The sequence below is a fragment of the Cognataquiflexum rubidum genome (assembly GCF_022538115.1).
GTDB lineage: Bacteria > Bacteroidota > Bacteroidia > Cytophagales > Cyclobacteriaceae > Cognataquiflexum > Cognataquiflexum rubidum.
On the sequence record NZ_JAKZAL010000001.1, the window covers coordinates 39,418 to 62,789 of the forward strand.

Genomic DNA, 23,372 nt, shown 5'->3' on the forward strand with positions numbered 1-23,372 from the left:
GGGCTTTAGGGTGATTAACCGAACAATGATACCCAAAAAAGTAATATTAAAAAATAAGGGGAAGAAAATAATTTCCTTCCCCTTTAAAATTTATACACAAAACCAAATTATGGTCCTGTAAACAGCTTTAGAATATCATTTCCAATGGCAAATACCATCAGGGCAAGAAGCAGAACCATCCCTACTTTCTGTGCATTTTCCAAGAACTTATCGGAAGGGGCCTGACCTGACACCATTTCATATAACAAAAATACCACATGTCCACCATCTAGTGCCGGAATGGGAAGAAGGTTCATAAATGCCAAGATCATAGATATCAAACCTGTAATACTCCAGAATTTTACCCAATCCCAATTGTTGCCATAAATTTTTGCCATCCCTATCGGACCGCTTACGTTTTTGGCAGAAACTTCTCCGGTAAACATTTTTCCCAAAGCTTTGGCATTGACAATAACCACTCCAAATGCACGCTGTGTACCTTTGGTGATGGATTCACCTACACCATATCTTTTGACAACAGGTTCAAGCAATGGATTTACAGCAATTCCAATCGTTCCTTCCTCAGAAATCTGGGCAGATTTTTCTAATGTTTCACCATTTCTTTCCACCAACAAAATAGCCTCTTTTCCTTTCAAATCAGCAAGGGAACTTTGCAAATCATTGAAATAGGCGATCTGTGAGCCATTGACTCCTACGATTTTGTCACCTGCTTTCAATCCTATCTTTTCCGCGGTGCTGTTAGGAGAGACCTCTCTTACATCAAAAGGAACCCTGATATTGATGAAGCTGGACATAGCCTGCTCACTGTTGAAAGAATTGATAAAACCTCTTGGGATTTCAATTTTGATGATTTCTCCACCACGGTCAACAGTATAAAAACCCCCACTGCTCAATAACGCTTCTCCGCCACTTAATTCATTGATGCTTTCATATGGCAATCCATTGATATCCAATATTTTGTCGCCATCCTTAAATCCAATTTGCTGACCGATCTCCAGAGCAACAATCCCATTTTGTATGACTTGGTCTCTTGAATAATAAGTCTCGCCTCTTTGGTATACTAATACTACGAAAATCAAAACTCCTGTAAAGACATTCACGATGATACCGCCAAGCATGACGATAAGACGCTGCCAAGCAGGTTTGGAGCGGAACTCCCAAGGCTGAGGTTCGGTGGAAAGCTGCTCTGTATCCATAGATTCATCGACCATCCCGGAGATTTTGACAAATCCTCCCAAAGGAATTGCCCCTATTGAATATTCCGTTTCACCCCATTTGAATCCGATGATCTTTGGAGGGAATCCAATGGAGAATTTCTCCACCCTCATGCCAAACATTTTGGCGGTAAGCAAGTGGCCCAACTCATGCAGGCCTACTAAAATTGACAACCCCAATATCAATTGGGCTACCATGATCAGTGTATCCATTATACTTTACTCTTTATTAATTCTTGAGTGATGATACGGGACATTTTGTCCGTATTAATGTAATCTTCCAGTGTCGGGTTCCTGACGAAATCTGCCTTGGCCATTGCTTCGGCGATAATGTCTGACATTTCTAGAAATCCTATTTCCTCCCTCAAAAATGCAGCCACAACGATTTCATTGGCAGCATTTAAAATACAAGGTGAGTTTCCTCCTTTTGCAAGTGCCTCGTAAGCCAAACCTAAATTGCGGAAAGTTTCCATATCCGGTTGCTCGAAAGTCAGGTTTGGATATTTGGCAAAATCAAACCTTGGAAAATCTGCCTTTAACCTGTCAGGGTAGGATAAGGCAAACTGAATAGGGATACGCATATCCGGTAGCCCAAGTTGTGCTTTGATACTTCCATCCTCAAACTGTATCAAAGAATGGATGATCGATTGTGGGTGTACCACCACTTCAATCTGCTCTTTGGAAAGTCCAAACAACCATTTGGCTTCGATTACCTCAAGTCCTTTGTTCATCAAAGAAGCAGAATCAATGGTGATCTTTGCTCCCATATCCCAATTGGGATGTTTTAAAGCTTGGGCTTTGGTCACAGATTCCAAAAACAACCTGTCTTTTCCTCTAAATGGTCCTCCCGACGCAGTGAGGATAATTTTCTCGATTGGATTATGAAATTCACCAACCAAACACTGAAAAATCGCCGAATGTTCGGAATCGACAGGATAAATGTTCACTCCTTTTTCACTTGCCAATTTCGTTACCAACTCACCTGCGACCACCAGGGTCTCTTTGTTGGCAAGGGCAATGGCTTTTCCTGACTCGATGGCCTTCATGGTGGGGATCAACCCCGAGTATCCGACTAAAGCAGTCAGCACTATATCGATGGTCTCCATAGTGACCACATCGGACAATGCTTTTTCTCCCGCAAAAACTTTGATACCCAAAGGAACCAAAACATCCCGCACCTTCTCATAGAGACTCTCATTGGCTATCACAACACAATTGGGCTGAAAATCAATAGCCTGACGGATCAATAAATCTGCGTTGTTTTGGGCAGTCAGGACTTCTACTTGAAATTTTTCGGGGTGTGATCTGATGACCTCTAGGGTCTGGGTTCCTATACTTCCTGTAGAGCCAAGGATGGCTACATTCTTCTTTCCTGACATCAATTCATTTTGCATTAGCAAGGGACAAAGTCTATCTGTCTGATAAATCCCCTTATACACATGACAAAATTACAAGGTTAATGGACTTTTCCTCCAAATTTTTCAGTCTTTTTGAAAAGGGCTAAATTTGGCATGCAAATCGGTAGCAACTTTAATTGAAGAAAAACATGACCAACCCAAATTCCGAGCACACCGTTATGGGGAATATGATCAAAAATGCAAAGACAATTCTTTTGGCCTTTTCAGCAGGTCTGATGGGCGCATGGGCTTTTCATGAATTCAGCCCAAGGGAGGAATTTCCCAAAAATACTGCCTTGGAAATACCGAAGAGCACTTCCTATCAAGTCAATAATTCGGGCGAGGCGGCTGCATATGCAAATGCACCTGTCTCTTTTGTCGAAGCTTCAGAAAAAAGCACTCCTTCAGTGGTATTTATCAAAAACTTTTCCGGTACGGACCAAAGGCGCTACAGCATGTTCGACTATTTTTTTGGGACAGAACCAACACAACGAGTCAGTACAGGTTCAGGAGTAATCATCAGCGCTGACGGATATATCATTACCAACAACCATGTCATTGACCGGGCAGAAACCATCGAAATCGTCCACCAAAAACGAACCTATCCTGCCAAATTGATCGGAACAGATAAGAACACAGACATTGCTGTTCTGAAAGTCGAAGGGGTGAGTCTGCCTGCAATATCTATGGGCAGCAGCCGCTCCCTCAAAATCGGAGAATGGGTGATTGCTGTAGGGAATCCATTCAATCTGACCTCCACCGTCACAGCCGGTATTGTCTCAGCCAAAGAAAGGCAGATCAATATTTTGGGGGGTGAATTTCCTTTGGAATCTTTTATCCAAACAGATGCACCTATCAACCCGGGAAATTCAGGCGGTGCTTTGGTCAATATCAATGGTGAATTAGTAGGCATCAATACTGCGATTCTTTCTAGGACGGGTTCTTACACAGGTTATGGATTTGCAGTGCCGGTGGATATTGCGATGAAAATCGCCAATGACCTAATCAAGTACGGTGAAGTACAGAAAGCTATCCCCGGATTGGAAGTAGTTGAAATCACTCCCGAACTCGCAGAGGACATGAAATTACCATCCTTGGATGGAGTCATCGTGACACATGTGGTCAGGGAAGGTGCCGCAGAAAAAGCCGGCATGCAAAAAAATGATGTGGTAACCTGGATTGAAAATATTGACATTACAGGAAAAGGAAGCTTTGAGGAAGTGCTTTCCTATTACAAACCCGGAGACAAAGTGCGTGTACAGTTCAAGCGGGGAAATGAACTCAAGACTGCGACTCTCACCCTTCAAAATCTGGAAGGGACTACCGGAGTCATCAAAAGGGAATATTACACTTCCAATTTGCTTGGTGCAAGGTTAGAGTCCGTCAATACCATTGAAAAAGACAAGTTCGGGATCAATTATGGAATAAAAATCACCGGGATTTCGCGTGGATATTTGAGAGATCTTGGTTTGAACAATGGTTTTGTAATTACAATGATCAATGGAGAACCCGCCAAAAATCCGGAGCAAGTTGGCCTTTATCTAGAAAAATTCAGCGGAAGGTTAAGACTCGAGGGAATTACTCCAAGCGGACAACCCTTTATGCAGTCCTATAATGTGAGATAATTTTCCTAAATTAAGGTTTTGCAATCCACATCTACAAGATGAATTGTACTCCAAAATAGACACCACTACTTATGAAAATAGCTCCTCCCTCCTGCGAAAAATGCTTTGACGACTACAAGGATGCTCTTGATGAATTGCAAGAAGTTGTAAGGCTGTATAAAACAGCCCCTTTGGATGCGAAAATGCAAAAAAAGGTCATCCGCACTTTTGAACTGACGCACGAACTAGCCTTGAAAACCATTGCGGAATTCTTCAAAAAACAAGGCCGGCAACATCCTTTTTCAGGTTCAAGAGACGCTACCGTAGAGGCTTTTAATGAAGAACTGATCGACGATGGCAAGGGTTGGCTCGATATGATCATCGAAAGAATCAAATTTAACCCTCTTTATACAGAAGATTTCCAAAGCGAGTTTGCCGAAGAAATTGCCAAAAAGTTCATCAAGCTCCTTGAAAATTTTGAGCGTAAATTGAGTAAAAAGCTGGATTAGGATTGGAAAATGACAGGGTGAGCTGCAAAATATCAATCTGTTTATTGGTCCGAACACGAACTTTATTTTTGAAAATGAATATTTCTGCAATTTTTTTAATACCCATTGTAGCACTATTATACTATGGACCGTCAAGGGGGTACAAACTTTTGACAAACTGTTTTTCTCCTACACCAAATATTTTACCGCTATGAAAAATAACACTAATCCCACTATTGGTAAAAGTCTCCATCTAGTATTGGCCTTTATGATGTTTTTGGTGTTGCCTTCCTGTCATGACGAGGTCACCAACACCTACACTTATAAAACCACTATTCCTGTCTATCTCCAAATGAGTACTGTAAGGGAGGCAGACATCATCATAGAACCCGGTAAAGAATTGGATAATCCCGGCAAAATCTACATCTATGAGGATTACCTATTCATCAATGAACCCCAAAAGGGAATCCATATACTGGACAATTCCGATCCGGCTGCTCCTAAGAACCTCAATTTTATCAATATCCCGGGCAATGTAGACCTGGCCATCAACAGCAATATTCTTTATGCCGACAATTATGTGGACCTCTTGTCTTTTGATATCAGTGATGTGAGGAGCATCAAAATGGTAGGAAGGGAAGAAGATGTATTCAAAAGCATGTATTCCAATTTTGACACTGGACAAATCATCACTTGGAAAGATACTGTCCTAACGAGCGAATCCGATAGGATGTGGGGTTGGGGAGGATGGTGGGGAAGACCGGAGTTCTCGTCATTTGCCAATGATTCCGGCAGCAAAGGAGGGGGCCAAAGTTATGGTCAGGGTGGTTCCATGGCGAGATTCACCCTGATGAGTGCGCACTTATACGCAGTAGACCAATACAGCTTGAGGGTATTTGATGTCACCAAAGAAGACGAGCCCACATTTATCAAAAACATTGAGTTAGGATGGGGAATCGAAACCATTTTTCCTTTTCAGGAAAAACTCTTCATCGGTTCAACCACCGGCATGCATATCTATGATGCGAGTACGCCTTCCGATCCGAAAAAAATGGCTGAATATTCCCATTTCACAGCCTGCGATCCTGTTGTCGTCAATGAGAATTATGCCTTTGTGACGCTCCGCAATGGCGAATTTTGCCGTCAGGGGGTGAATGAATTGCAGGTTTTGGACATCAAAGACCCTTACAATCCAAAGCTGCTGAAATCCTATGCCATGCTGAATCCGCATGGGTTGGGACTTGCAGGTGATTACCTCTATATCGCTGAAGGACAACACGGACTCAAAAGCTTCAATGTGGCTGATGTGATGAACATCGATAAAAATCAGCTTGAATTTTTGAAATCCATGAAATCCGTGGACATCATTCCCGGTCCAAAATCTCTGATCGTCATCGGGCCTGATGGCGTATGTCAGTTTGATTATTCCACTCCCACCGTACTCAAACCGCTAAGCTGCATTCAGGTCAAAAATCCTGTAATTGTTTAATAAAGCAACTCTCCAAGGGTTCAAAACCCTTGGAGAGTTTAATTCCCATCTTACCTATTCTCCATCAAATTTAGAAAATGAAAAAACTCTTCCTTATGCTTATCCTTTTTTCATTTTTGGAAAAAACCTATTCCCAAGAAAAAACCTTTTTCAGCCAAACTGATTTTGGCACTTCGTTCGGGCAGGCGAAGACCCTTTTTGAAGAATACACGACAAGGGTCAATTTTTCATTCCAAACATTGAACGGAGTAAGAATCAATAAATACCATGCAACGGGATTTTTGGTAGGAGTGGATACCTATCCTAATCTCACCCTGATGCCATTGGGCTTAGGCTGGAGAGGTTTCATGGACAAAGGGAAAAGACATACCTTATTTGCAGGAATGGATTTGGGGGCTGCCTCAGCCATGTTGGAAAAAAGAGTAGAAACAGAGTGGACAGAATCCTGGTATGAAGGAGGATTGTTTTTGAACCCGAGCATAGGAATCCGACGCCAATCAAAAAAAGGGAAACATGCATCTGTCTTGAGTATTGGATACAAAAGGCAGGAAGCAAACTTTTATGAGGGATCAAAAGAAATCGGTTTTTCCTCATTCAGAGATGCCTCCATCCCGCCGGGATTCATTTCGATACGCAAAGAAGAATATGTCTTCAATAGCTTGGTTTTCAAATGGGGACTAATATTTTAAAATCAAAAAAGGTATTCATAAATGGAAATACCTTTTCTGATTTTAATTGTTTTCTGTTTAATTCCTCCATTTACCACCACCCACATAGAATCCAATGGCGATACCCAGATAGCTGTTGGCACTTGTCCCAATTACATCCCCCTGTAAATTCACCAAATCAGATTTTGGTATAAAATTATAATCTAGTCCTAGCCTAAACTTCCTTGCTTCAAATCCTGCCCTAATCATGGGTGCAATAGCTGAATTTGTAGACAAAGTCCCATAATCGTCTGGATCTATTGTTGTATCTACCTCAAAACTGCCAAAACGTGCCCAACCAAGCCCAGCTCCAATAAATGGTGCAAAATTGCTCCCAGGCTTCTTGAAATAATAATCATAGGTCAAGGCAATAATGCCGTTGGCAGAAAGTTTTCCTGTGGCATCATCTGTAGATTGGATATAAACTACATCTCTTGCCATGGTGGCACCGCCAATCCTCAACCCAATATTCATATTTTCTTGAATATTGTACTTGGGTTCCAAATAATATAAAATCCCGCCCCCACCTGCACTTGGAACGGTGTATCCTAAATCCAGGCCTACCCTGAATTTCCCTTTTTCCTGGGCATTCGCCAATCCTATAAAACAAAAAACCAGTAAGAATAAAACAAACATTGCTTTTTTCATAGTGTTTATTAAAATAATAATTTAGAAAAGAATTAAGAAAATTTTTATGATTTTTAGGTGTTACCTACGTAAAAAAAATGTGGAAGGTTCGCTTAAAAATGTGAATTAATATCATCTTAAAAATTTATATGTAAATATTTTGTGAAAAAAAGCGAAAAAAAAGGCTTTACAAAAATGATATCCAAAAACCAACCGGAACATGAAGGAATTAAGGAAAACACCTACTCAAATCGTATTTCAATCTCCATGTATGCGAGGGTGATTCAGCGATTAAGAATTCCTAGAGAATTTTTAAAGATCGGATTTTAGTACAAAAGTATAGTCTGATCAATGGCCCATTTCCAAGATATTGAAAAATAGCTTGCAAAATCGAAGCATGATTAATACATGGATCTTGAATTATGTTGGTTAATGTAAGAAAATCCACGTTTATCTTCAAGTCTTAAACCAAAATCCATCTAAGGCGTTACATTTGCCGAAAGTCTAATTCTTTTATATATCTCAACATGCTTGAAGTTTCGGGATTAATCAAAAAATACGGCAAACAAAATGCCGTCAACAACATCAGCTTTTCATTACAGGGCGGGGAAGTCGTAGGGCTTTTAGGTCCAAACGGCGCCGGCAAAAGTACCACGATGAAATGTATCGTGGGTCTCCTTCGCAAAACCGCAGGTGAAATTCAGATCGCCGGCCATGACCATCTTTCTGTAGCGGCAAAAAAATATTTCTCCTATATCCCCGAAACACCCCATGTCTATGACCTTCTTACTGTCAAAGAACACCTGCAGTTTATCGCCCAGGCTTATGGCATCAAGGATTGGAAAGACAAAGCAGCCGAACTGATGGAAATCTATGACCTGACTGACAAAGCGGACAAGCTTGGCCGCGATTTGTCAAAAGGTATGCGCCAAAAAGTTTCCATCTGTTGTGCTTTACTGCCTGATCCACAGTTGCTGTTTTTTGATGAACCTATGATCGGACTTGATCCAAAAGCCATCAAAAACACCAAAAAAATATTCAAGGAACTCAAAGACCAGGGAAAAACTATTTTAGTCAGTACACACCTCATCGATAGTGTGGAAACCATCGCAGATCGGATCATGATCATGAAAGATGGCAACATCATCGGCAATGATACCATATCCAATCTCAAGACAGCCTTTAGCAGTGCCGGCGATTCAAGTTTAGAAGACCTCTTTTTAGAATTGACCAAAGATGAATGAGTTCAAACTTCTAATCCGTAAAGACCTTTTTATTCTGGTCAACAATATCAAGCTGATCCTCAGAAATCCCCTGAGGCTGTTGCCTTATGTATTTGTATTGGGCTATTTCAGTTTCTTTTATTTCCGGAGAACCGGTAAAAAGACAGAAATCAACACAGATGAAATCGGAAACCTTCAGGATGCTGCCGGTCAAATTGAAGAGGTGGACTTTGCGGTTCAGAATATTGCCGGGGGAATAACCCTATTGGCTTTGGCATTCCTGATGTTTCAGCTTTATCGGGCTACCAAGAAAAACATCAGTTTTTTCAGTATGGCTGATGTAAATCTCCTTTTTACCTCGCCCGTTTCACCCCAGAAATTATTGATGTATTACATGATTCGATCCATTATCCCTTCATTGGGAGGTTCATTCCTGTTTGTCATCTACAGTACCGCTCAGCTCAATGATGTCTTTGACCTCAACTTCTGGAATTTGGCTTTAATGTCCATCGGCGTGACCCTGTTCTTTTTTATTCTTTCCCCAATCAAATTTCTGATCTATACCCTCAACACCAAGTACAATATCTTAGGATATATAAAAAGTGGGGTTTTTGCACTTGGCATTATCCTCTTTTTGATGATTTTGATTCCGGGTATGATGGCTGAGAAATTTTGGCAGGGAATGTTTGGATGGATCGGTTCCTCCTGGTTTGATTTCTTTCCTCTTGTGGGTTGGAGCCGAGGGATTATCACTTTTGTAAGCCATGAGAATGTTTGGATTTCAATGGGCTTCATCGGCGTTTATCTTCTTTCATTTTTGATCATTGTGCAGTTGGTGCTGACCCATGCCGGGTATTATTATGAAGATGTCCTCGATTCGACCCAATCCAATGAGGAGGTAAAAGAAAAAGCAAAGGGCAAACAGAATGCTTCAGAGTCTACCGGAAGCCTCAATGTCAACAAAAAATTGGAACTGAAAGACTTTGGAACCGGCGCTACGGCTTTGTATTGGAGGAATTACGTCCACAGTTCGAGACAGGATTTCCATCCACTTTTTGGATTGTATGGTTTGGGATTTACAGCCATTGCCATCATTATGGCCATCTTGTCCAATTTTGATTGGTTTTCGCACAAGATCATTTATGGCTATTTGATCATGATGGTGGGATTCTATTTTATGGCAGGAATGGGCAGGACGAGTATTGGGGATTTGAAAAAACCCTTTTTTATCTTGATTCCGGCTTCATGGTCATCCAAGTTTTGGAACATGATCAAGTTGGACATTTATCAGACTTTGATTTTTGCAGTAATTATGATAATACCCACGGTGCTGATAGCAGACCTGAATTGGGGATTGATGTTGCTGTTTCCTTATTGCATGGTGGCGTTTTATCTAACGGGCTTTGCCATTACGCTCACAACGCAGGTAGGATTTGAAGAAGGTTGGGACCGCAAACTCATCAAACCGGTTATTATCGGCGGGGTGTTTTTATTTGGGATTTTGCCTTCACTTGCAGCAGGACTTTTTGGATTCATCATTTCCAGTCAATTTATCTATGCCATGGTTGGAGTCAGTATGGGGATATTTATCGTGGCGGCAGTGATGCTGCACGTGACCTTGGATATCATCAGCAAAGTGGAGTTTAAGGAAATGTGATTTTTGGTTCAAGACTTGGTCTTGGACCCTCTCAATGCAGTCTTCGGACTGCTATTTCGAAAAAACAAGACTTGATGTGATTTTTATTGCTCACGCAAAGACGGAGAGAAAAATAAATGATGAATTCAGAATTATGAATGATGCCCCCTTATCTCTGAGTTCTCTGGTCACTTTGTGGTAAATTATCTTCAATCCCCTTTTGCGACCATTGCGAAACCTTCGTGTCCATTGCGGTAAAAAAATCAGAAATTGGTTGTCCAAGTCTGAAGACTTGAACTAGTGTGTCTGCGTGGTTCAAGACTTAGTCTTGGACCATAACAATGCAGTCTTCGGACTGCTATTTCGAAAAAAATTTAAGATTGGGAATCCAAGTCTGGAGACTTGAACTATTGGGTTAGAAAATCAAAGTCTGGAGACTTTATTATATCAGTCCAAGTCTGAAGACTTGAACTATGCTTGAACTAGCCAATTTCAATCCCATATTTTCCCAATAATCCAGGAAGTCCGTCAAGGGCAAACTTTGCTTTTTTGATCCGGTTTCTCTCGGGATCAATATTAAAATTGGAAGCAAGCCGGAAATCAGCTTTTTCCAAAAGGGTATTGTCAAAAACAACCCCCGAAAGATCAGAACCGTCAAAAACGGATGCACTAAAATCCGCTTCTGAAAAGTCAGCTTCCTTCAACCTGCAATTTTTGAATACCGTCTTCTGCAATTTTGTCTTGAAAAAAGAAGAATGGTCCAAAACACAATTCTCAAATCCCAAGACCAGACCTATAATTTCACATTTGTCAAAACGCAAACCCAATAACTTGCAATCTTTGAATTTGACTTCTCTGAAAGCTGTTTTGAAAAGGTTTGCCATGCTCAGGTTACAACCCAAAAATTCACATTCTATAAAAACCGACCCCGATAAGTCTGCATTTGCCAGATCGGCACCCTTGAATGTACATGACTCATATTCTCCTTTGATGAAAAATTTAGATTCGAAATCAGTACTGGTGAAAGTTTGGGATTGGAAATAGGAGGGCATATTTTGAAATTCTATGTTATTGAGGTTTATCTGCAATTTGGGTACAATGTCTTGGCAAAACAAAAACTATCAGATACAAATTGATCCCGATAATTATCGGGATGGATACTTATTGATATTGCTCCAGCTATTAACGTTCATTTTTCATTGATCAGGTAATGCAAATATTGCGGGTAAGACCATAGCTATTTGGTCTGAGAAGATCAGCCAAAGATGAAAAATGAAATGGAACGGAATCCTTTCCGCATCTAATTGTTCCATTCGACCATATGCTTTCACTTTTCTTCAAAATTTCCCTTATTTTTAATTTCAAACTCTTTACCCTTGAATATGAAAGCGCTGGTACTGGAATCCTACAATAATCTGGTGTATAAAGACATGCCCGAACCGGAATACAAAGCCAATGAGGTATTGGTCAGGGTCAAGGCCTGCGGAATCTGCGGAAGTGATATCCACGGTTTTGACGGGAGCTCGGGGAGGAGAAATCCACCCCTGATCATGGGACACGAGGCATCCGGGGTTATCGTGGAAGCGGGGTCCGCTGTCAAAAACTATAAAGTCGGCGACCGGGTCACCTTCGACTCCACGGTTTACGATCTTGACGATTGGTACACACTCAAAGGAAAATACAACCTCAGTGATAGCAGGATGGTGCTTGGCGTTTCTCCCAAAGAATATAAAAGGCATGGCGCTTTTGCGGAATATGTCGTTGTCCCTGAGCACATCCTTTACCACTTGCCGGATTCGGTGACTTTTGAACAGGCGGCCATGGTGGAGTCAGTAGCTGTCGCGGCCCATGCGATCGACCTCACCCCCATCAATCTCCGTGACACGGCTTTGGTAGTGGGCACAGGCATGATCGGACTATTTTTGGTACAGTTGCTCAAACTTTCCAATGCAGGTACTATCATCGCCATTGACATCGATGACCAAAAATTGGCCCTTGCCAAAAAATTCGGCGCAGACCATACTTTCAATTCAGCAACCGATTCCAATATCCATGAATCCATTTTGGCACTCACCCACAACCGAGGCGCTAATGTAGCTTTCGAAGCTGTCGGTGTCAGTGCGACCATCAAAATGGCCATTGAAAATGTAAGAAAAGCAGCGACGGTGACTTTGGTGGGCAATATTTCTCCAAAAGTAGAAATCCCGCTTCAGGCTGTTGTCACACGGGAAGTCCGTCTGCAAGGCAGTTGTGCCATCGCGGGAGAATATGGCATCGTACTCGAATTGATCGAAAAAGGACTTGTCGATGTGGACTCCTTACTGAGTGCTATAGCCCCATTGGAAGATGGTGCAGATTGGTTCAGAAGACTGTATGCCAAAGAACCAGGACTGAACAAAGTAATCCTTCAACCCTAACCTAACCAACATGTATAGAACCGGAATCATCGGCTGCGGCAAAGTAGCCCACCTTCACGCCAAAGCTTTGAAGCACCTTCCCACCTCGGATTTTGCGGCAGTCTACAGCAGGACTTTGGACAAAGCAAAATCTTTTGCTTCGGAATATGGCGTCAATGCCTATGACAATATCACGGAGATGGTGGAAAAGGAAAAACTCGACCTTGTCATGGTCTGCACGCCACATCCAAATCACCTTGACCCCACCCTCGAAGCCATGGCGGCAGGCGCACATGTGATCGTCGAAAAACCCTTGGCTTCAACCTTGGAGGACTGTGATGTGATGATTGCTGCGGGAAAAAAGTACAACAGGAAACTTGGGACGATCAGCCAAAGGAGATTCTATGAACCGGTCATAAGGTTAAAAAAAGCGATTGACGATGGGAAAATCGGCAGACCCATCCTCGGCACCATCAATATGCTGAGTTGGAGGGATGAGAAATACTACAAATCCGACCCTTGGAGAGGTTCATGGGAACATGAAGGCGGCGGCGTGATGGTTAATCAGGCACCGCATCAACTTGACTTGCTTGTATGGCTGATGGGAGACATTGATGAAGTATATGGCACTTGGGCCAATATGACCCATCCTTATATCGAAGTGGAAGACACAGCTTTAGCGATAGTCAAATTCAAGAACGGCGGTCTCGGAAGCATCTTCCTCAGCAATTGCCAAAAACCGGGAATCCATACCAAGGTACAGATTCACGGCAGCAACGGCGCTTCAGTGGGCGTCACCCCTGAAGCCGGCGCCATGTTTATCGCAGGTGTATCCGGCATTGCAGGGCCTCCGGTAAATGACCTATGGACTGTTCCGGGAGAGGAACACCTGATCGAGCAATGGACCAAAGAAGACACAGAGATATTCAACAGCATCGATCCCACGGTCCATTATATCGAAAAGCAGATTGAAGAATTTTTGGATGCCTTGACAGCAGGACGAGAACCCCTGATCACAGGCGAAGAAGGACGCAAAACTGTGGAGCTTTTCACCGCCATCTACCGCTCTACCCGCGACAACAAACCTGTCAAATTCCCCCTTTTCCCAGAAAAAGATAGGGAGGATATGGATGGGAGGGTGAAGGGGGTGAAATGAATTCCGATTAGATATAGATTTATTTTACCGTGTAAGAATATTGAAGGATTTGGAAAAAAATCAATATTTGATCAACTCCGAAGGGGTGTCATTTTTATAGGATAAACCAATATCACATTTCCAAAAACCCCGAAGGGGTGAAATGATTATAGAAAAGAAAGATCATAATTCGCAAAACCCCGAAGGGGTGACATGTTTCAATGAATCCAATCGAACAAATATTTTTCTTCATATTCAATTTCAAACTTATTCAAAAATGAAATGTATTCCTGTTTAAAGGATGTTTTCCTGTGATGCTCTTCTTGGTTTAAAATATATTGATAAACATTATCCAATTGGGAATGGGAATAAGAAAACGCACCATATCCTTCCTGCCATTCGAACTTCCCTTTTACAAATTTATTTTCATTGATGAAGTTGGAAGAATTATTTTTAACATCTCTAATAAGATCGGATATTGACATCGCAGGTTTGAGTCCAACAAAAACATGTACGTGATCAGTTACACCATTTACAATTATAGGTTTATGGTTTTTGCCTTTAATTATTCCTGCCATGTATTTAAACACTTCCTCTCTCCAAGGATTTAGCAAGAGGTTTTCTCTCCCTTTAACGGCAAAAACATATTGGATATAGATTTGGGAAAATGTTCCAGGCATATAGCATATCACCCCTTCGGGGTTTTGGTGGTAAAACAATAATTTTTATCTATAATACTATCACCCCTTCGGGGTTCAAAATGGACAATCAATTATTGAATCCTCAATTGAATTCTCGGTCCAATTCTACACACCACTCTACTTCCGTCTTCTGACTTCCGTCCCTTTCCTCTATCTCCCCCTCCCACTCTTCTTCAATTCAATATCTGTCAGATCGGCGACTTTGATGGGTTTGCCGGATTCGATGGAATTGCGGGCGGCGATGCCGACTAGGATAGACATGGCCCCGTCACGGGTTCCGGCGGATTGTCGGTAAGGATCGGCCATGTTGGGATCTAGGAAAAGTTTGTCCTTGAGCCGGGTATCTCCGCCTCCATGACCTCCACCTCCATGTGGAATTACGATCAATTCTGTTTCTCCAAAGTTTTTGGTCAGGCGGATTTCGTCCTCCTCCTTTTCCTCCCAAGGTTGGCTTTCTTTGATCCAAGCCTCCACGCGGCCTTTGGTCCCATTAAAGGCAATCCGGTAACCTTCATAGGGTGAATATGTCGTCAGCGAGTAACTGACTTGCACCCCATTCATATACCGGATCTGAACCGCCATTTTATCATAAATATCAATATCCTCCCTGAATACACAGCCGTCTCTCAGGTAACCGTCATGGTGTTCATTGTTGACATAGAGATCCACCATGTGCTTGCTTTTTGTGATGTCCCAATAAAAATCGCATTTGGCCTTGTGCGGACATGGTCGGCAATTCGTACTTCGGAAAGGCCCGTTCTTTCCATAAAACTCCAAAGCGCCATAAGCAAAAACCTCCTCCGGATCCGAGTCCAACCACCAATTGAGCAGGTCAAAGTGGTGGGTGGATTTGTGGACGAGCAGTGTACCTCCTTTGGCTTTGTACCCGTGCCACCTGCGGAAATAATCTGCTCCGTGGGAAGTATTCAGGTACCAATGAAAATCCACAGAGGTGATGTCTCCGATTTCACCATTGCGGAGAATTTCATAGATCCGTTGACGGTGGGGTGAATAGCGGTAATTGAACGTGACGATTACTTTCTTGCCGGATTTGCGCTCGGCGTCAAGGATAGCCTGACACTTGTCCTCATCGGTAGTCATTGGTTTTTCAGTGATGACATTGATCCCTGCTTCCAAAGCCTTGATGATAAAGATGTGGTGGGTCGAATCCATTGTGGTGACGATGGCTACGTCAGGTTTGCGCTCAACAAGCATTTGGTCAAAATCGGTAAACAGCTGACAATCCACCCCAAGGTACTTCTTCCCAAATTCCAAGCGACCGGGATTGATATCGCAAAGACCCACAAACTCGATCTGATCCTTGTAGACATTTTGGACGTCTCTCCCAAACATATTGGCACCACGTACACCCAAACCGACAAGTGCAATTTTCATTTTTGCAGCAGGGTTGTCATGGAGCGTGAGTGCTTCTGCTATGCCATTGAGAAAAACAGAACCTGCTGCGAGTGTCGCGGATTTTGCTAAAAATTTCCTTCGTGAAGAATCAGTGGAATGGGTTTTCATGGGTTTGGACTGTTGGTTGATCTTAAAAATATCAAATTAAGTTTTAATGTCCATCCTTTTCTTTCGGGTAGGATTTTTACTTTTTTAAAAAAAGAATTGTAAAGGAAGATTCAGTAAGGTTTAAAATTTGTAATTGCTGTTTATTCAACCCCTATCAGGGTTGTCGGCCATTTTCAGGATTTGGGCCGCCGCCGGATTTTATCCGGGGTAAATAACCTGATGGTATTTAATCCCATTCGGGATTGGTGTGAAAATATGTCTCCCATATTTTTAAAGAATATCAAAGTGAAATATGTCAGTCCCTTTTTACACAAATTCGAAGGATAATTTCCAAGAACCATTTGCAAAATAAAACCATGACATTTATCATCTTCTACTGCAGTATTGGTCATGAAAATCCGCAACCTAAAAAGTGAAATTTGTAGGAAATATTTGGAACAATGACAGCAATCTCACCACGACTTCTTCAAAAATATAACGTCCCGGCACCACGCTATACCTCCTATCCGACAGTACCTCTTTGGGCCGACGACCTCAATGAACGGGGTTGGATCAGTTTGGTCAAAAAGGCCTATGAGGACTTTGGCGAATCGGAAGGAATCACCCTTTATATCCATCTTCCTTACTGCGAAAGCCTCTGTACCTACTGCGGCTGCAACAAGCGGATCACCAAAAACCACGCTGTAGAAACGCCCTACATCACTTCAATCATGAATGAGTGGGATGCTTATTTGAAAATATTGGACACAAAACCCAAACTTGCCGGAATCCATCTTGGAGGGGGAACACCCACATTTTTTTCCCCTGAGTCATTGGAAGAAATGTTGGGAATAATCATCGGAAGCTCGGAAGTCATGCCCGATGCCGAATTCAGTTTTGAGGGACATCCCAACAATACCACACGTGGACATTTGCAGACTTTGTTTGATTTGGGTTTCCGCAGGGTGAGTTACGGCATTCAGGATTTCAATGAAGAAGTCCAAAAAGCCATCCACCGGATCCAACCTTTTGAAAGGGTCAAGGAAGCCACCGACGTGGCACGGGAAATCGGTTATACTTCAGTGAATTTTGACTTGATCTATGGCTTGCCGCATCAGACAGCCGAGACGATCAGCGCTACTTTTGAGAAAGTCGCCGAACTCAAACCGGACCGCATTGCCTTTTATAGCTACGCACACCTGCCATCGGCATTTCCTGCCCAAAAAAGTTTTGAGCAATTTCTCCCCAAGGAATCAGAAAAAAGGAATCTCTACGAAAAAGGAAAACAGATCCTCACAGAGATGGGATACCTTGAGGTTGGGATGGACCATTTTGCACTGGTAAATGACCCGCTTTATTTCGCCAAGAAAAACAAAACGCTCCACCGTAATTTCATGGGTTATACTACATCTCCTTCCAAAATTTTGCTTGGCTTGGGCAACAGTTCCATTTCCGATGTGTATTATGCCTACGCCCAAAACACCAAGGAAATTGACCTTTACAAAGAACAAATCAGCTTGGGACATTTTGCGATCAGCAAAGGACACATGATGTCCAAGGAAGATATCGAAACCAGAAACCTGATTTTGAAACTGATCTGCAACCATGAAGCGGATTGGAACTTCTGCTACTATTCCGTTTTGGGAAAGAGGAATTGGGACAAACTCAAATCATTTGCCGAAGAGGGAATCATCGAATTTGACGCCAAGGGAATCAAAATCCTGCCTACAGGGCTTCCATTTATCCGCAACGTATGCATGGTTTTTGACCTCAGGATGCAGGAAAAGGAGGAAAGGAAATTTGGATTCAGTAAATCAATTTAAAAAGATATTAATGGATATTCAAAAATTGATATTGTTGGATATTCACGCTTGATCAAAGTAATTTCAAATTTTATCCAAATATCCACTAATATCATTTAATTGCTTTAGTCGTTTTGTAAACCCGTATAACTATATAAAAAGCCCCGATTTGGGGCTTTTTCTATTTCTTACTCTTTCTTCAATTTTTACCCTAGGGAAACATTTTTTTATGCTTAATCTTTAGAAACAAGATTTCTAAAGAATTGATGTTGGTGGACTATGGACTGTGGACCATGGACTTTCAACCATTTTTTCACCTACTAAAATGCGTCATCATCAAAATAGATCCGGCGGTGCCGTCCATCGTAGGTTCGTTGGTGCTGTAATCGCCCACATCATCATGGTAGACGACATGTTCATTTTGAAATTGAGCAAAAACATCCGGTTTCAAAAGCCTCAAACCAAGTAGGTTATTGTAAATCGAAGTATAGACCGGTCCATCCACCAAACCTCCGGGAACCTGCATATCCAACAACACATAAGGCGCTGTATGCACTTCCACAGGATATTCTCCTCCTTCCGGCATTTTGGTAAACATCGATGTTCCCCATGGATTTCTACCAAAAAGCCAATCCCGCTGCGCTTTCAAAAAGGGTTCAAACTGCTTGTCCCCGCTCATTTTTTCATACAAAATCACCTGAGTCGCCAAGCTTGTCAAAAGGTTATTGCTGCACCAAATGAAAGGCACACCTACATGAAAAGGGTTTTGCTGCGCCCGCTTCAGGGTATATTTGATTCCGTCAAGGTAATATCCCTCCAAGGTTTTTTGAAAATCAGCATCCACCACGCCATGAAGTGCAAAATGTCCCATGTTGATAAAGGGATACAACTGGTAATGGGAAGCAGAATCTTTGACCGTCCAACTGTCAGCCGTATTGCTCAGCACAGCATAATTTTTGGCTTGTTCCAGGTAGGTTTTGTCCTTGGTGGTTTTGTACAATTCGGCAGCCGCCCACTCCATGTCATCCGCCCATGTTTCTTCATTGTAGCGGTAAGGCGCACCGTAGGAGTTCCCCTGTTGGTAGCCTTCCTGCTTCCTGCCCATTTGGTAGAGTGAAATTGCAGCTTTCCGACATGTCCCCGCAAATTCCGGGTCTTTCAAATCCTTTTCCCAGATCCTTGCCGCCAAAGCCAAAGCCGCAGCACTTCTTCCGGCAAGGTTTGCCACTCCGGTTGCTTCACTTTGGTACTTCATTAGGCCCTGTGGCTTTCCTGTAGCAAAGTATGCTGCCCGGTAGGAATTGGCACCCCAACCATAATCCGCATTGTCTTTGTTTGGAATCTTAAAACCCCTGTGGTCCCTGTCGTCAGCTACCTGATGGAAAAGTTGGTCTGGCGCAGGGTGCATTTTGAGAATCCAATCAAGGCCCCACTTGGCTTCATCCAATACATCCGCGATTCCGTTTGGGCCGGATTGACCCAAGGCATTTACCATGTCCTCAAACCTGTCGGGATACAATTCATACGCCATCAGCATGTGTGCAGTCGCATAGCTGGAAGTGATGAGGTATTTGAGTTGGTCGCCGGCATCGTGCCAGCCGCCACTCAGGTCCACATAGGTACTGTCTGCCATCGGACCAAAGAAAGTCCGTCCGTCTTTTGCATGGCAGACCATGTCCAAAGTTGGGTTGTAACCACAGCGCTGTTGCCGCATAAATTCCAAGAGAGATTCCTGTTGTCCGGTGTAGGTTCCCTCCCCGATTGGGAAAACCGAAGATTGGGTTTTGCTTTTTTTCCCTTGGAGAAAATAGGCACCGGGTTCGATGACTTGAGAAAAATCCGCTTCCCAATACAGGAAGCCTCCCCATTCGTTGGTTTGGAGTCTTTCGGGTTTGATTTCCAAAGCTACTTTTCCGGTGGATTGGTTGACAAGTTGGAAGTTTTCTTTGACTGGAATCTTACTGAAAACAACCGCAACTTTTGTATCGGAAGGCAGGTAACCGAGTTGGTTGATGCGGATGTGGATTTCGTTTTGGGAATGTTCGACAGTCTCGTTTCCGCTAAAAATGAAGGTTAAGAAGAAAATAAATTGGATCAAATACATAGGCCTGCTTTGGATTTCTTGAATCTAAAAATAAGAAAACGAACCCTATGGATTTTACCGATTGTATAAATGAGAGAACATCTAATATGTATATCCCTTCTTACCAGTATCAGATTACATACAGAATGGTCTCGGCAGGCTCGACCACTAGGAATTACAGATGTTTAAGGGGGTAGGGGAAATGCGGCAAAGCCGCATTTCCCCTACCCCCTATGGTCTAGATATCCGTTCACCGAGCTTGCCGAGGTGAAGAAAAATGATATTTGGCTAATGATACAAAAGCGGATAACAAAACTTTCTAAAAACCATTTTTTACTTTCATTTTTTTTGATTTCCAATGTGTCCCCATTATCAAAAAAGCAATTGAGAACAAAAAACCAAAATAAACCACCGTACAAATATCAATGACAGCATAAAATAGACTTTTTGATTATCTTAAAACTTCATTTCCAATCCCGTCCCTATGAGAATCAACCCAAGATCAATCTTACCATTCTTGCTCTGCTTTTTGGTCAGTTCAAGCTTATTGGCCCAAACCCCCTCGATTAAAAAATCCCTTCCCTTATCTGAAGCTACTCCACAAAGTGTGGGAATTTCTCCAGAAAGGTTAAAGAAATTGGATGCCATGTTGGAGGAGTCCATCAAAAATGAAGAATTGCCGGGTTTGGTAGCGCTTATCGTCCGTAACGGTAAAATCGTGTACCACTCTGCCAAAGGCTTTGCAGATGTAGAATCTGGCAAAGCCATGCAGAAAGATGCCATTTTTAGGATCGCGTCCCAGACAAAAGCCATCACCTCCACTGCGGTCATGATGCTTTGGGAAGAAGGGAAATTCAGGTTAGACGATCCGATTTCGAAGTTTATCCCTGAATTCAAAAATCCACAGGTTTTGCAGAATTTCCGCTACGGCGATACCTCTTACACTACTGTTGCCGCCAATAAGGAAATAACTATCCGCCACCTGTTGACCCATACTTCAGGTTTGGGATATGGCATGATCGATGGAGACGAGCGGATGAGGATGATTTATCAAAAAGCAGGAATCGTTGAGGCTTTTGATACCAAGGGAATGACGAATGAGGTAAACATTAAGAAATTAGCAAAACTACCTCTTCATCAGAATCCGGGCGAGAAATTTATTTATTCTATGAGCATTGACGTTTTGGGGTATTTGGTGGAAGTTGTTTCAGGGATGCCATTGGACAGATTTTTCAAGGACCGGATTTTTTCACCCTTGGGGATGAAGGACACTTGGTACTATTTACCTGAAAACCTAATCCCTCGTTTGGTGGAAATTCATGTCCCCCACGATGAAAAATGGGTCAAAGCTGGTCCAAACATGGGCGGGGACCCATACTTTCCGATATCAGGATCAAAAACCCATTTCTCGGGAGGGGGAGGACTCAGCAGTACGGCCATGGATTATGCTAAGTTTTTGCAGATGTACCTTAATGGTGGAGAATACAATGGAGTCCGGATTCTGAGCAGGAATACGATAGAGACCATGATGGCGTACCAAATGGTTGATTTGGATGGCAACGAAGGGAAATATCATGGATTGGGATTCGCAGTCAGTTCACAGAAGAGCATTGCAAAGGGAGGAATGGGAAGTGTCGGGACATTTGAATGGGGCGGTGCTTTCAATACGCAATATTTCGCTGATCCGAAAGAAAATGTCATTGGCATCATTCTCAAGCAAACATTAGGCGGAAATGAACCCACAGGATGGAAATTCAAACAAATGGTTTATTCTCTGATTGATGATTAATTTCAATTTTAAGTTTCAAGGTTCTTGCTAATCTTCCAATCACTAAAAACAAAATTAACATGACATCGATATTCAAAAAATTCATATTGGTTCTTGTATTCCCGCTTGTCTGCATGCATGGCATCGCCCAAACCACTTCCATCAAAAAATCCCCTCCTCTATCTGAGGCAGCAGCCCAAAGTGCGGGGATTTCCCCCGAGCGCTTAAAGAAATTGGATGGCATGTTGGAAGAGTCCGTCAAAAATGAAGAATTGCCAGGTTTGGTAGCGCTCATAGTCCGCAACGGTAAAATCGTCTACCACTCTGCCAAAGGTTTTGCAGATGTGGAATCCGGCAAAGCCATGCAGAAAGATGCGATTTTCAGGATCGCGTCCCAGACAAAAGCCATCACCTCCACCGCGGTCATGATGCTGTGGGAAGAAGGAAAATTCAGGTTGGACGATCCGATTTCGAAGTTTATCCCTGAATTCAAAAATCCGCAGGTTTTGCAGAATTTCCGCTATGGCGACACTTCCTACACGGCTGTTGCCGCCAACAAGGAAATCACCATCCGCCACCTGCTGACCCATACTTCAGGTTTGGGTTATGGCGTGATTGATGGAGACGAAAGGGTGCGGATGATTTACAACAAAGCCGGAATCATTGACCTCTACACCACCCAAAATATCAGCATCGGGGACAATGTGAAAAAATTGGCCAAACTGCCACTCCACCACAATCCGGGAGAAAAATTCACTTATTCCGAAGGATTGGATGTATTGGGATATTTGGTAGAAATCGTGTCAGGCAAGCCATTCGATCAGTTTTTGAGAGAGCGATTGTTTGAGCCTTTGGGCATGCAGGATACCTGGTTTTACTTACCTGAGGCAAAATCGTCAAGATTGGTTACCATCCACCGCAAAGCCAATGGCAAATGGGAAGGTTTTCCGACCACTTTCTATGACCCCAATTACCCAATCACAGGTGCAAAAAAATTCTTCTCGGGAGGGGCAGGACTTTCGAGCACGGCAAAAGATTACGCTACTTTCCTTCAGATGTACCTCAATGGCGGCGAACTTAACGGTGTCAGGATCCTCAGCCGAACAACCATCGAAACAATGATGCAAATCCAAATAGAAAATTTTTGGGGCGGCAGAAAGCATTACGGGTTGGCATTTGGGGTGGTCAATGAGAAAGGAATCGCAGAAGGAGGTGAAGGAAGTGTGGGAACATTCGATTGGGGAGGCTATTTCAATACCCAATACTTTGCCGATCCGGAGGAAAAAATCATCGGCATCCTCATGAAACAAACCCAACAAATCAGCGAGGAAACAGGCTGGAAATTCCGTCAGATGGTATTCACTTTGGTGGATGATTGAGGGATAGTTTGACAGTCCACAGACGACTGTCCACTGTGGTTTCTATTGAATTTCAGAGTTTGTTTGGTGAGGTTTAAATTGAAAATTCTAAAAAGAAGAATAGAAAGTCAGGTGAGAACCTGGCTTTTTTATTTTGTCAAAATCTGTGATTATTCTTCAAAGGCTCTTGATCTCTCATACAAATTGAACTGAGGCCGACTTGAAGGGCATGTGAAACTCT

At 42.7% G+C, this 23,372-nt stretch carries 18 protein-coding genes; 11 read left to right on the forward strand and 7 right to left on the reverse strand.

Going from position 1 to position 23,372, the window contains the following annotated elements; genetic code table 11:
- Positions 1-107: 107 nt before the first annotated feature.
- Complete coding sequence (rseP, locus tag MMU05_RS00180; RefSeq protein ID WP_241139667.1) at positions 108-1,427, reverse strand: RIP metalloprotease RseP; 1,320 nt, start codon at positions 1,425-1,427, stop codon at positions 108-110.
- A complete protein-coding gene (locus MMU05_RS00185; protein WP_241139668.1) occupies positions 1,427-2,593 on the reverse strand; it encodes a 1-deoxy-D-xylulose-5-phosphate reductoisomerase in 1,167 nt (388 codons plus the stop codon). The genes rseP and MMU05_RS00185 overlap by 1 nt, the downstream gene beginning before the upstream one ends.
- 197 nt (positions 2,594-2,790) lie before the next feature.
- Here MMU05_RS00185 and MMU05_RS00190 point away from each other — a divergent pair, with 197 nt between their 5' ends.
- The 4 genes from MMU05_RS00190 to MMU05_RS00205 all read left to right on the forward strand — a co-directional run bounded on the left by MMU05_RS00190 (position 2,791) and on the right by MMU05_RS00205 (position 6,881).
- Entirely contained in the window at positions 2,791-4,236 is a 1,446-nt protein-coding gene (locus MMU05_RS00190) for a S1C family serine protease (RefSeq protein WP_241140054.1), read from the forward strand.
- A 71-nt stretch (positions 4,237-4,307) separates the two neighbouring features.
- Entirely contained in the window at positions 4,308-4,724 is a 417-nt protein-coding gene (locus MMU05_RS00195) for a nucleotidyltransferase substrate binding protein (RefSeq protein ID WP_241139669.1), read from the forward strand.
- A 190-nt stretch (positions 4,725-4,914) separates the two neighbouring features.
- Positions 4,915-6,192: a hypothetical protein gene (locus MMU05_RS00200; RefSeq protein ID WP_241139670.1), complete on the forward strand. Its 1,278-nt coding sequence runs from the start codon at positions 4,915-4,917 to the stop codon at positions 6,190-6,192.
- A 77-nt stretch (positions 6,193-6,269) separates the two neighbouring features.
- Positions 6,270-6,881, forward strand: coding sequence for a hypothetical protein (locus MMU05_RS00205; RefSeq protein ID WP_241139671.1), 612 nt, complete (start codon positions 6,270-6,272; stop codon positions 6,879-6,881).
- A 57-nt stretch (positions 6,882-6,938) separates the two neighbouring features.
- Here the strand turns inward: MMU05_RS00205 and MMU05_RS00210 are convergent, their stop codons facing one another.
- Complete coding sequence (locus tag MMU05_RS00210) at positions 6,939-7,547, reverse strand: outer membrane beta-barrel protein (protein WP_241139672.1); 609 nt, start codon at positions 7,545-7,547, stop codon at positions 6,939-6,941.
- A 506-nt stretch (positions 7,548-8,053) separates the two neighbouring features.
- Between MMU05_RS00210 and MMU05_RS00215 the strand changes: the two genes are divergently transcribed.
- Both MMU05_RS00215 and MMU05_RS00220 read left to right on the forward strand, forming a co-directional pair.
- Positions 8,054-8,770, forward strand: a complete 717-nt coding sequence (locus MMU05_RS00215; RefSeq protein WP_113926198.1) for an ABC transporter ATP-binding protein — start codon at positions 8,054-8,056, stop codon at positions 8,768-8,770.
- Positions 8,763-10,406, forward strand: coding sequence for a putative ABC exporter domain-containing protein (locus MMU05_RS00220; RefSeq protein ID WP_241139673.1), 1,644 nt, complete (start codon positions 8,763-8,765; stop codon positions 10,404-10,406). Before MMU05_RS00215 ends, MMU05_RS00220 begins: the two co-directional genes overlap by 8 nt.
- Before the next feature lie 461 nt (positions 10,407-10,867).
- Here the strand turns inward: MMU05_RS00220 and MMU05_RS00225 are convergent, their stop codons facing one another.
- A complete protein-coding gene (locus tag MMU05_RS00225; RefSeq protein WP_241139674.1) occupies positions 10,868-11,437 on the reverse strand; it encodes a pentapeptide repeat-containing protein in 570 nt (189 codons plus the stop codon).
- A 330-nt stretch (positions 11,438-11,767) separates the two neighbouring features.
- On the opposite strand from MMU05_RS00225, the gene MMU05_RS00230 reads away from it, so the two are divergent.
- Positions 11,768-12,802, forward strand: a complete 1,035-nt coding sequence (locus tag MMU05_RS00230; protein WP_241139675.1) for a galactitol-1-phosphate 5-dehydrogenase — start codon at positions 11,768-11,770, stop codon at positions 12,800-12,802.
- 10 nt (positions 12,803-12,812) lie between these two features.
- Entirely contained in the window at positions 12,813-13,937 is a 1,125-nt protein-coding gene (locus MMU05_RS00235; protein ID WP_241139676.1) for a Gfo/Idh/MocA family protein, read from the forward strand.
- Between the two features lie 197 nt (positions 13,938-14,134).
- Here the strand turns inward: MMU05_RS00235 and tnpA are convergent, their stop codons facing one another.
- Positions 14,135-14,596, reverse strand: coding sequence for an IS200/IS605 family transposase (tnpA, locus tag MMU05_RS00240; protein ID WP_241139677.1), 462 nt, complete (start codon positions 14,594-14,596; stop codon positions 14,135-14,137).
- 171 nt (positions 14,597-14,767) lie between these two features.
- On the reverse strand, positions 14,768-16,141 hold the full coding sequence (locus tag MMU05_RS00245) for a Gfo/Idh/MocA family protein (protein WP_241139678.1): 1,374 nt from the start codon (positions 16,139-16,141) through the stop codon (positions 14,768-14,770).
- Between the two features lie 440 nt (positions 16,142-16,581).
- Between MMU05_RS00245 and hemN the strand changes: the two genes are divergently transcribed.
- Complete coding sequence (hemN, locus tag MMU05_RS00250) at positions 16,582-17,943, forward strand: oxygen-independent coproporphyrinogen III oxidase (RefSeq protein ID WP_241139679.1); 1,362 nt, start codon at positions 16,582-16,584, stop codon at positions 17,941-17,943.
- A gap of 292 nt (positions 17,944-18,235) precedes the next feature.
- Here hemN and MMU05_RS00255 read toward each other — a convergent pair whose 3' ends face one another.
- Positions 18,236-20,026, reverse strand: a complete 1,791-nt coding sequence (locus MMU05_RS00255; protein WP_241139680.1) for a glycoside hydrolase family 9 protein — start codon at positions 20,024-20,026, stop codon at positions 18,236-18,238.
- Between the two features lie 463 nt (positions 20,027-20,489).
- On the opposite strand from MMU05_RS00255, the gene MMU05_RS00260 reads away from it, so the two are divergent.
- The gene (locus tag MMU05_RS00260; protein ID WP_241139681.1) at positions 20,490-21,794 is read left to right on the forward strand and encodes a serine hydrolase domain-containing protein; all 1,305 of its coding nucleotides are present in this window, start codon (positions 20,490-20,492) and stop codon (positions 21,792-21,794) included.
- 59 nt (positions 21,795-21,853) lie between these two features.
- On the forward strand, positions 21,854-23,152 hold the full coding sequence (locus MMU05_RS00265) for a serine hydrolase domain-containing protein (protein ID WP_241139682.1): 1,299 nt from the start codon (positions 21,854-21,856) through the stop codon (positions 23,150-23,152).
- The last annotated feature ends 220 nt before the right edge of the window (positions 23,153-23,372 follow it).

Coding starts and splice junctions, on each gene's coding strand:
- rseP (WP_241139667.1), bottom strand. CDS start 1,427: ATGGATACACTGATCATGGTAGCCCAATTGATATTGGGGTTGTCAATT.
- MMU05_RS00225 (WP_241139674.1), bottom strand. CDS start 11,437: ATGCCCTCCTATTTCCAATCCCAAACTTTCACCAGTACTGATTTCGAA.
- MMU05_RS00190 (WP_241140054.1), top strand. CDS start 2,791: ATGGGGAATATGATCAAAAATGCAAAGACAATTCTTTTGGCCTTTTCA.
- MMU05_RS00185 (WP_241139668.1), bottom strand. CDS start 2,593: ATGTCAGGAAAGAAGAATGTAGCCATCCTTGGCTCTACAGGAAGTATA.
- MMU05_RS00235 (WP_241139676.1), top strand. CDS start 12,813: ATGTATAGAACCGGAATCATCGGCTGCGGCAAAGTAGCCCACCTTCAC.
- hemN (WP_241139679.1), top strand. CDS start 16,582: ATGACAGCAATCTCACCACGACTTCTTCAAAAATATAACGTCCCGGCA.
- MMU05_RS00255 (WP_241139680.1), bottom strand. CDS start 20,026: ATGTATTTGATCCAATTTATTTTCTTCTTAACCTTCATTTTTAGCGGA.
- MMU05_RS00205 (WP_241139671.1), top strand. CDS start 6,270: ATGAAAAAACTCTTCCTTATGCTTATCCTTTTTTCATTTTTGGAAAAA.
- MMU05_RS00245 (WP_241139678.1), bottom strand. CDS start 16,141: ATGAAAACCCATTCCACTGATTCTTCACGAAGGAAATTTTTAGCAAAA.
- MMU05_RS00210 (WP_241139672.1), bottom strand. CDS start 7,547: ATGAAAAAAGCAATGTTTGTTTTATTCTTACTGGTTTTTTGTTTTATA.
- MMU05_RS00265 (WP_241139682.1), top strand. CDS start 21,854: ATGACATCGATATTCAAAAAATTCATATTGGTTCTTGTATTCCCGCTT.
- MMU05_RS00220 (WP_241139673.1), top strand. CDS start 8,763: ATGAATGAGTTCAAACTTCTAATCCGTAAAGACCTTTTTATTCTGGTC.
- MMU05_RS00200 (WP_241139670.1), top strand. CDS start 4,915: ATGAAAAATAACACTAATCCCACTATTGGTAAAAGTCTCCATCTAGTA.
- MMU05_RS00260 (WP_241139681.1), top strand. CDS start 20,490: ATGAGAATCAACCCAAGATCAATCTTACCATTCTTGCTCTGCTTTTTG.
- MMU05_RS00195 (WP_241139669.1), top strand. CDS start 4,308: ATGAAAATAGCTCCTCCCTCCTGCGAAAAATGCTTTGACGACTACAAG.
- MMU05_RS00230 (WP_241139675.1), top strand. CDS start 11,768: ATGAAAGCGCTGGTACTGGAATCCTACAATAATCTGGTGTATAAAGAC.
- MMU05_RS00215 (WP_113926198.1), top strand. CDS start 8,054: ATGCTTGAAGTTTCGGGATTAATCAAAAAATACGGCAAACAAAATGCC.
- tnpA (WP_241139677.1), bottom strand. CDS start 14,596: ATGCCTGGAACATTTTCCCAAATCTATATCCAATATGTTTTTGCCGTT.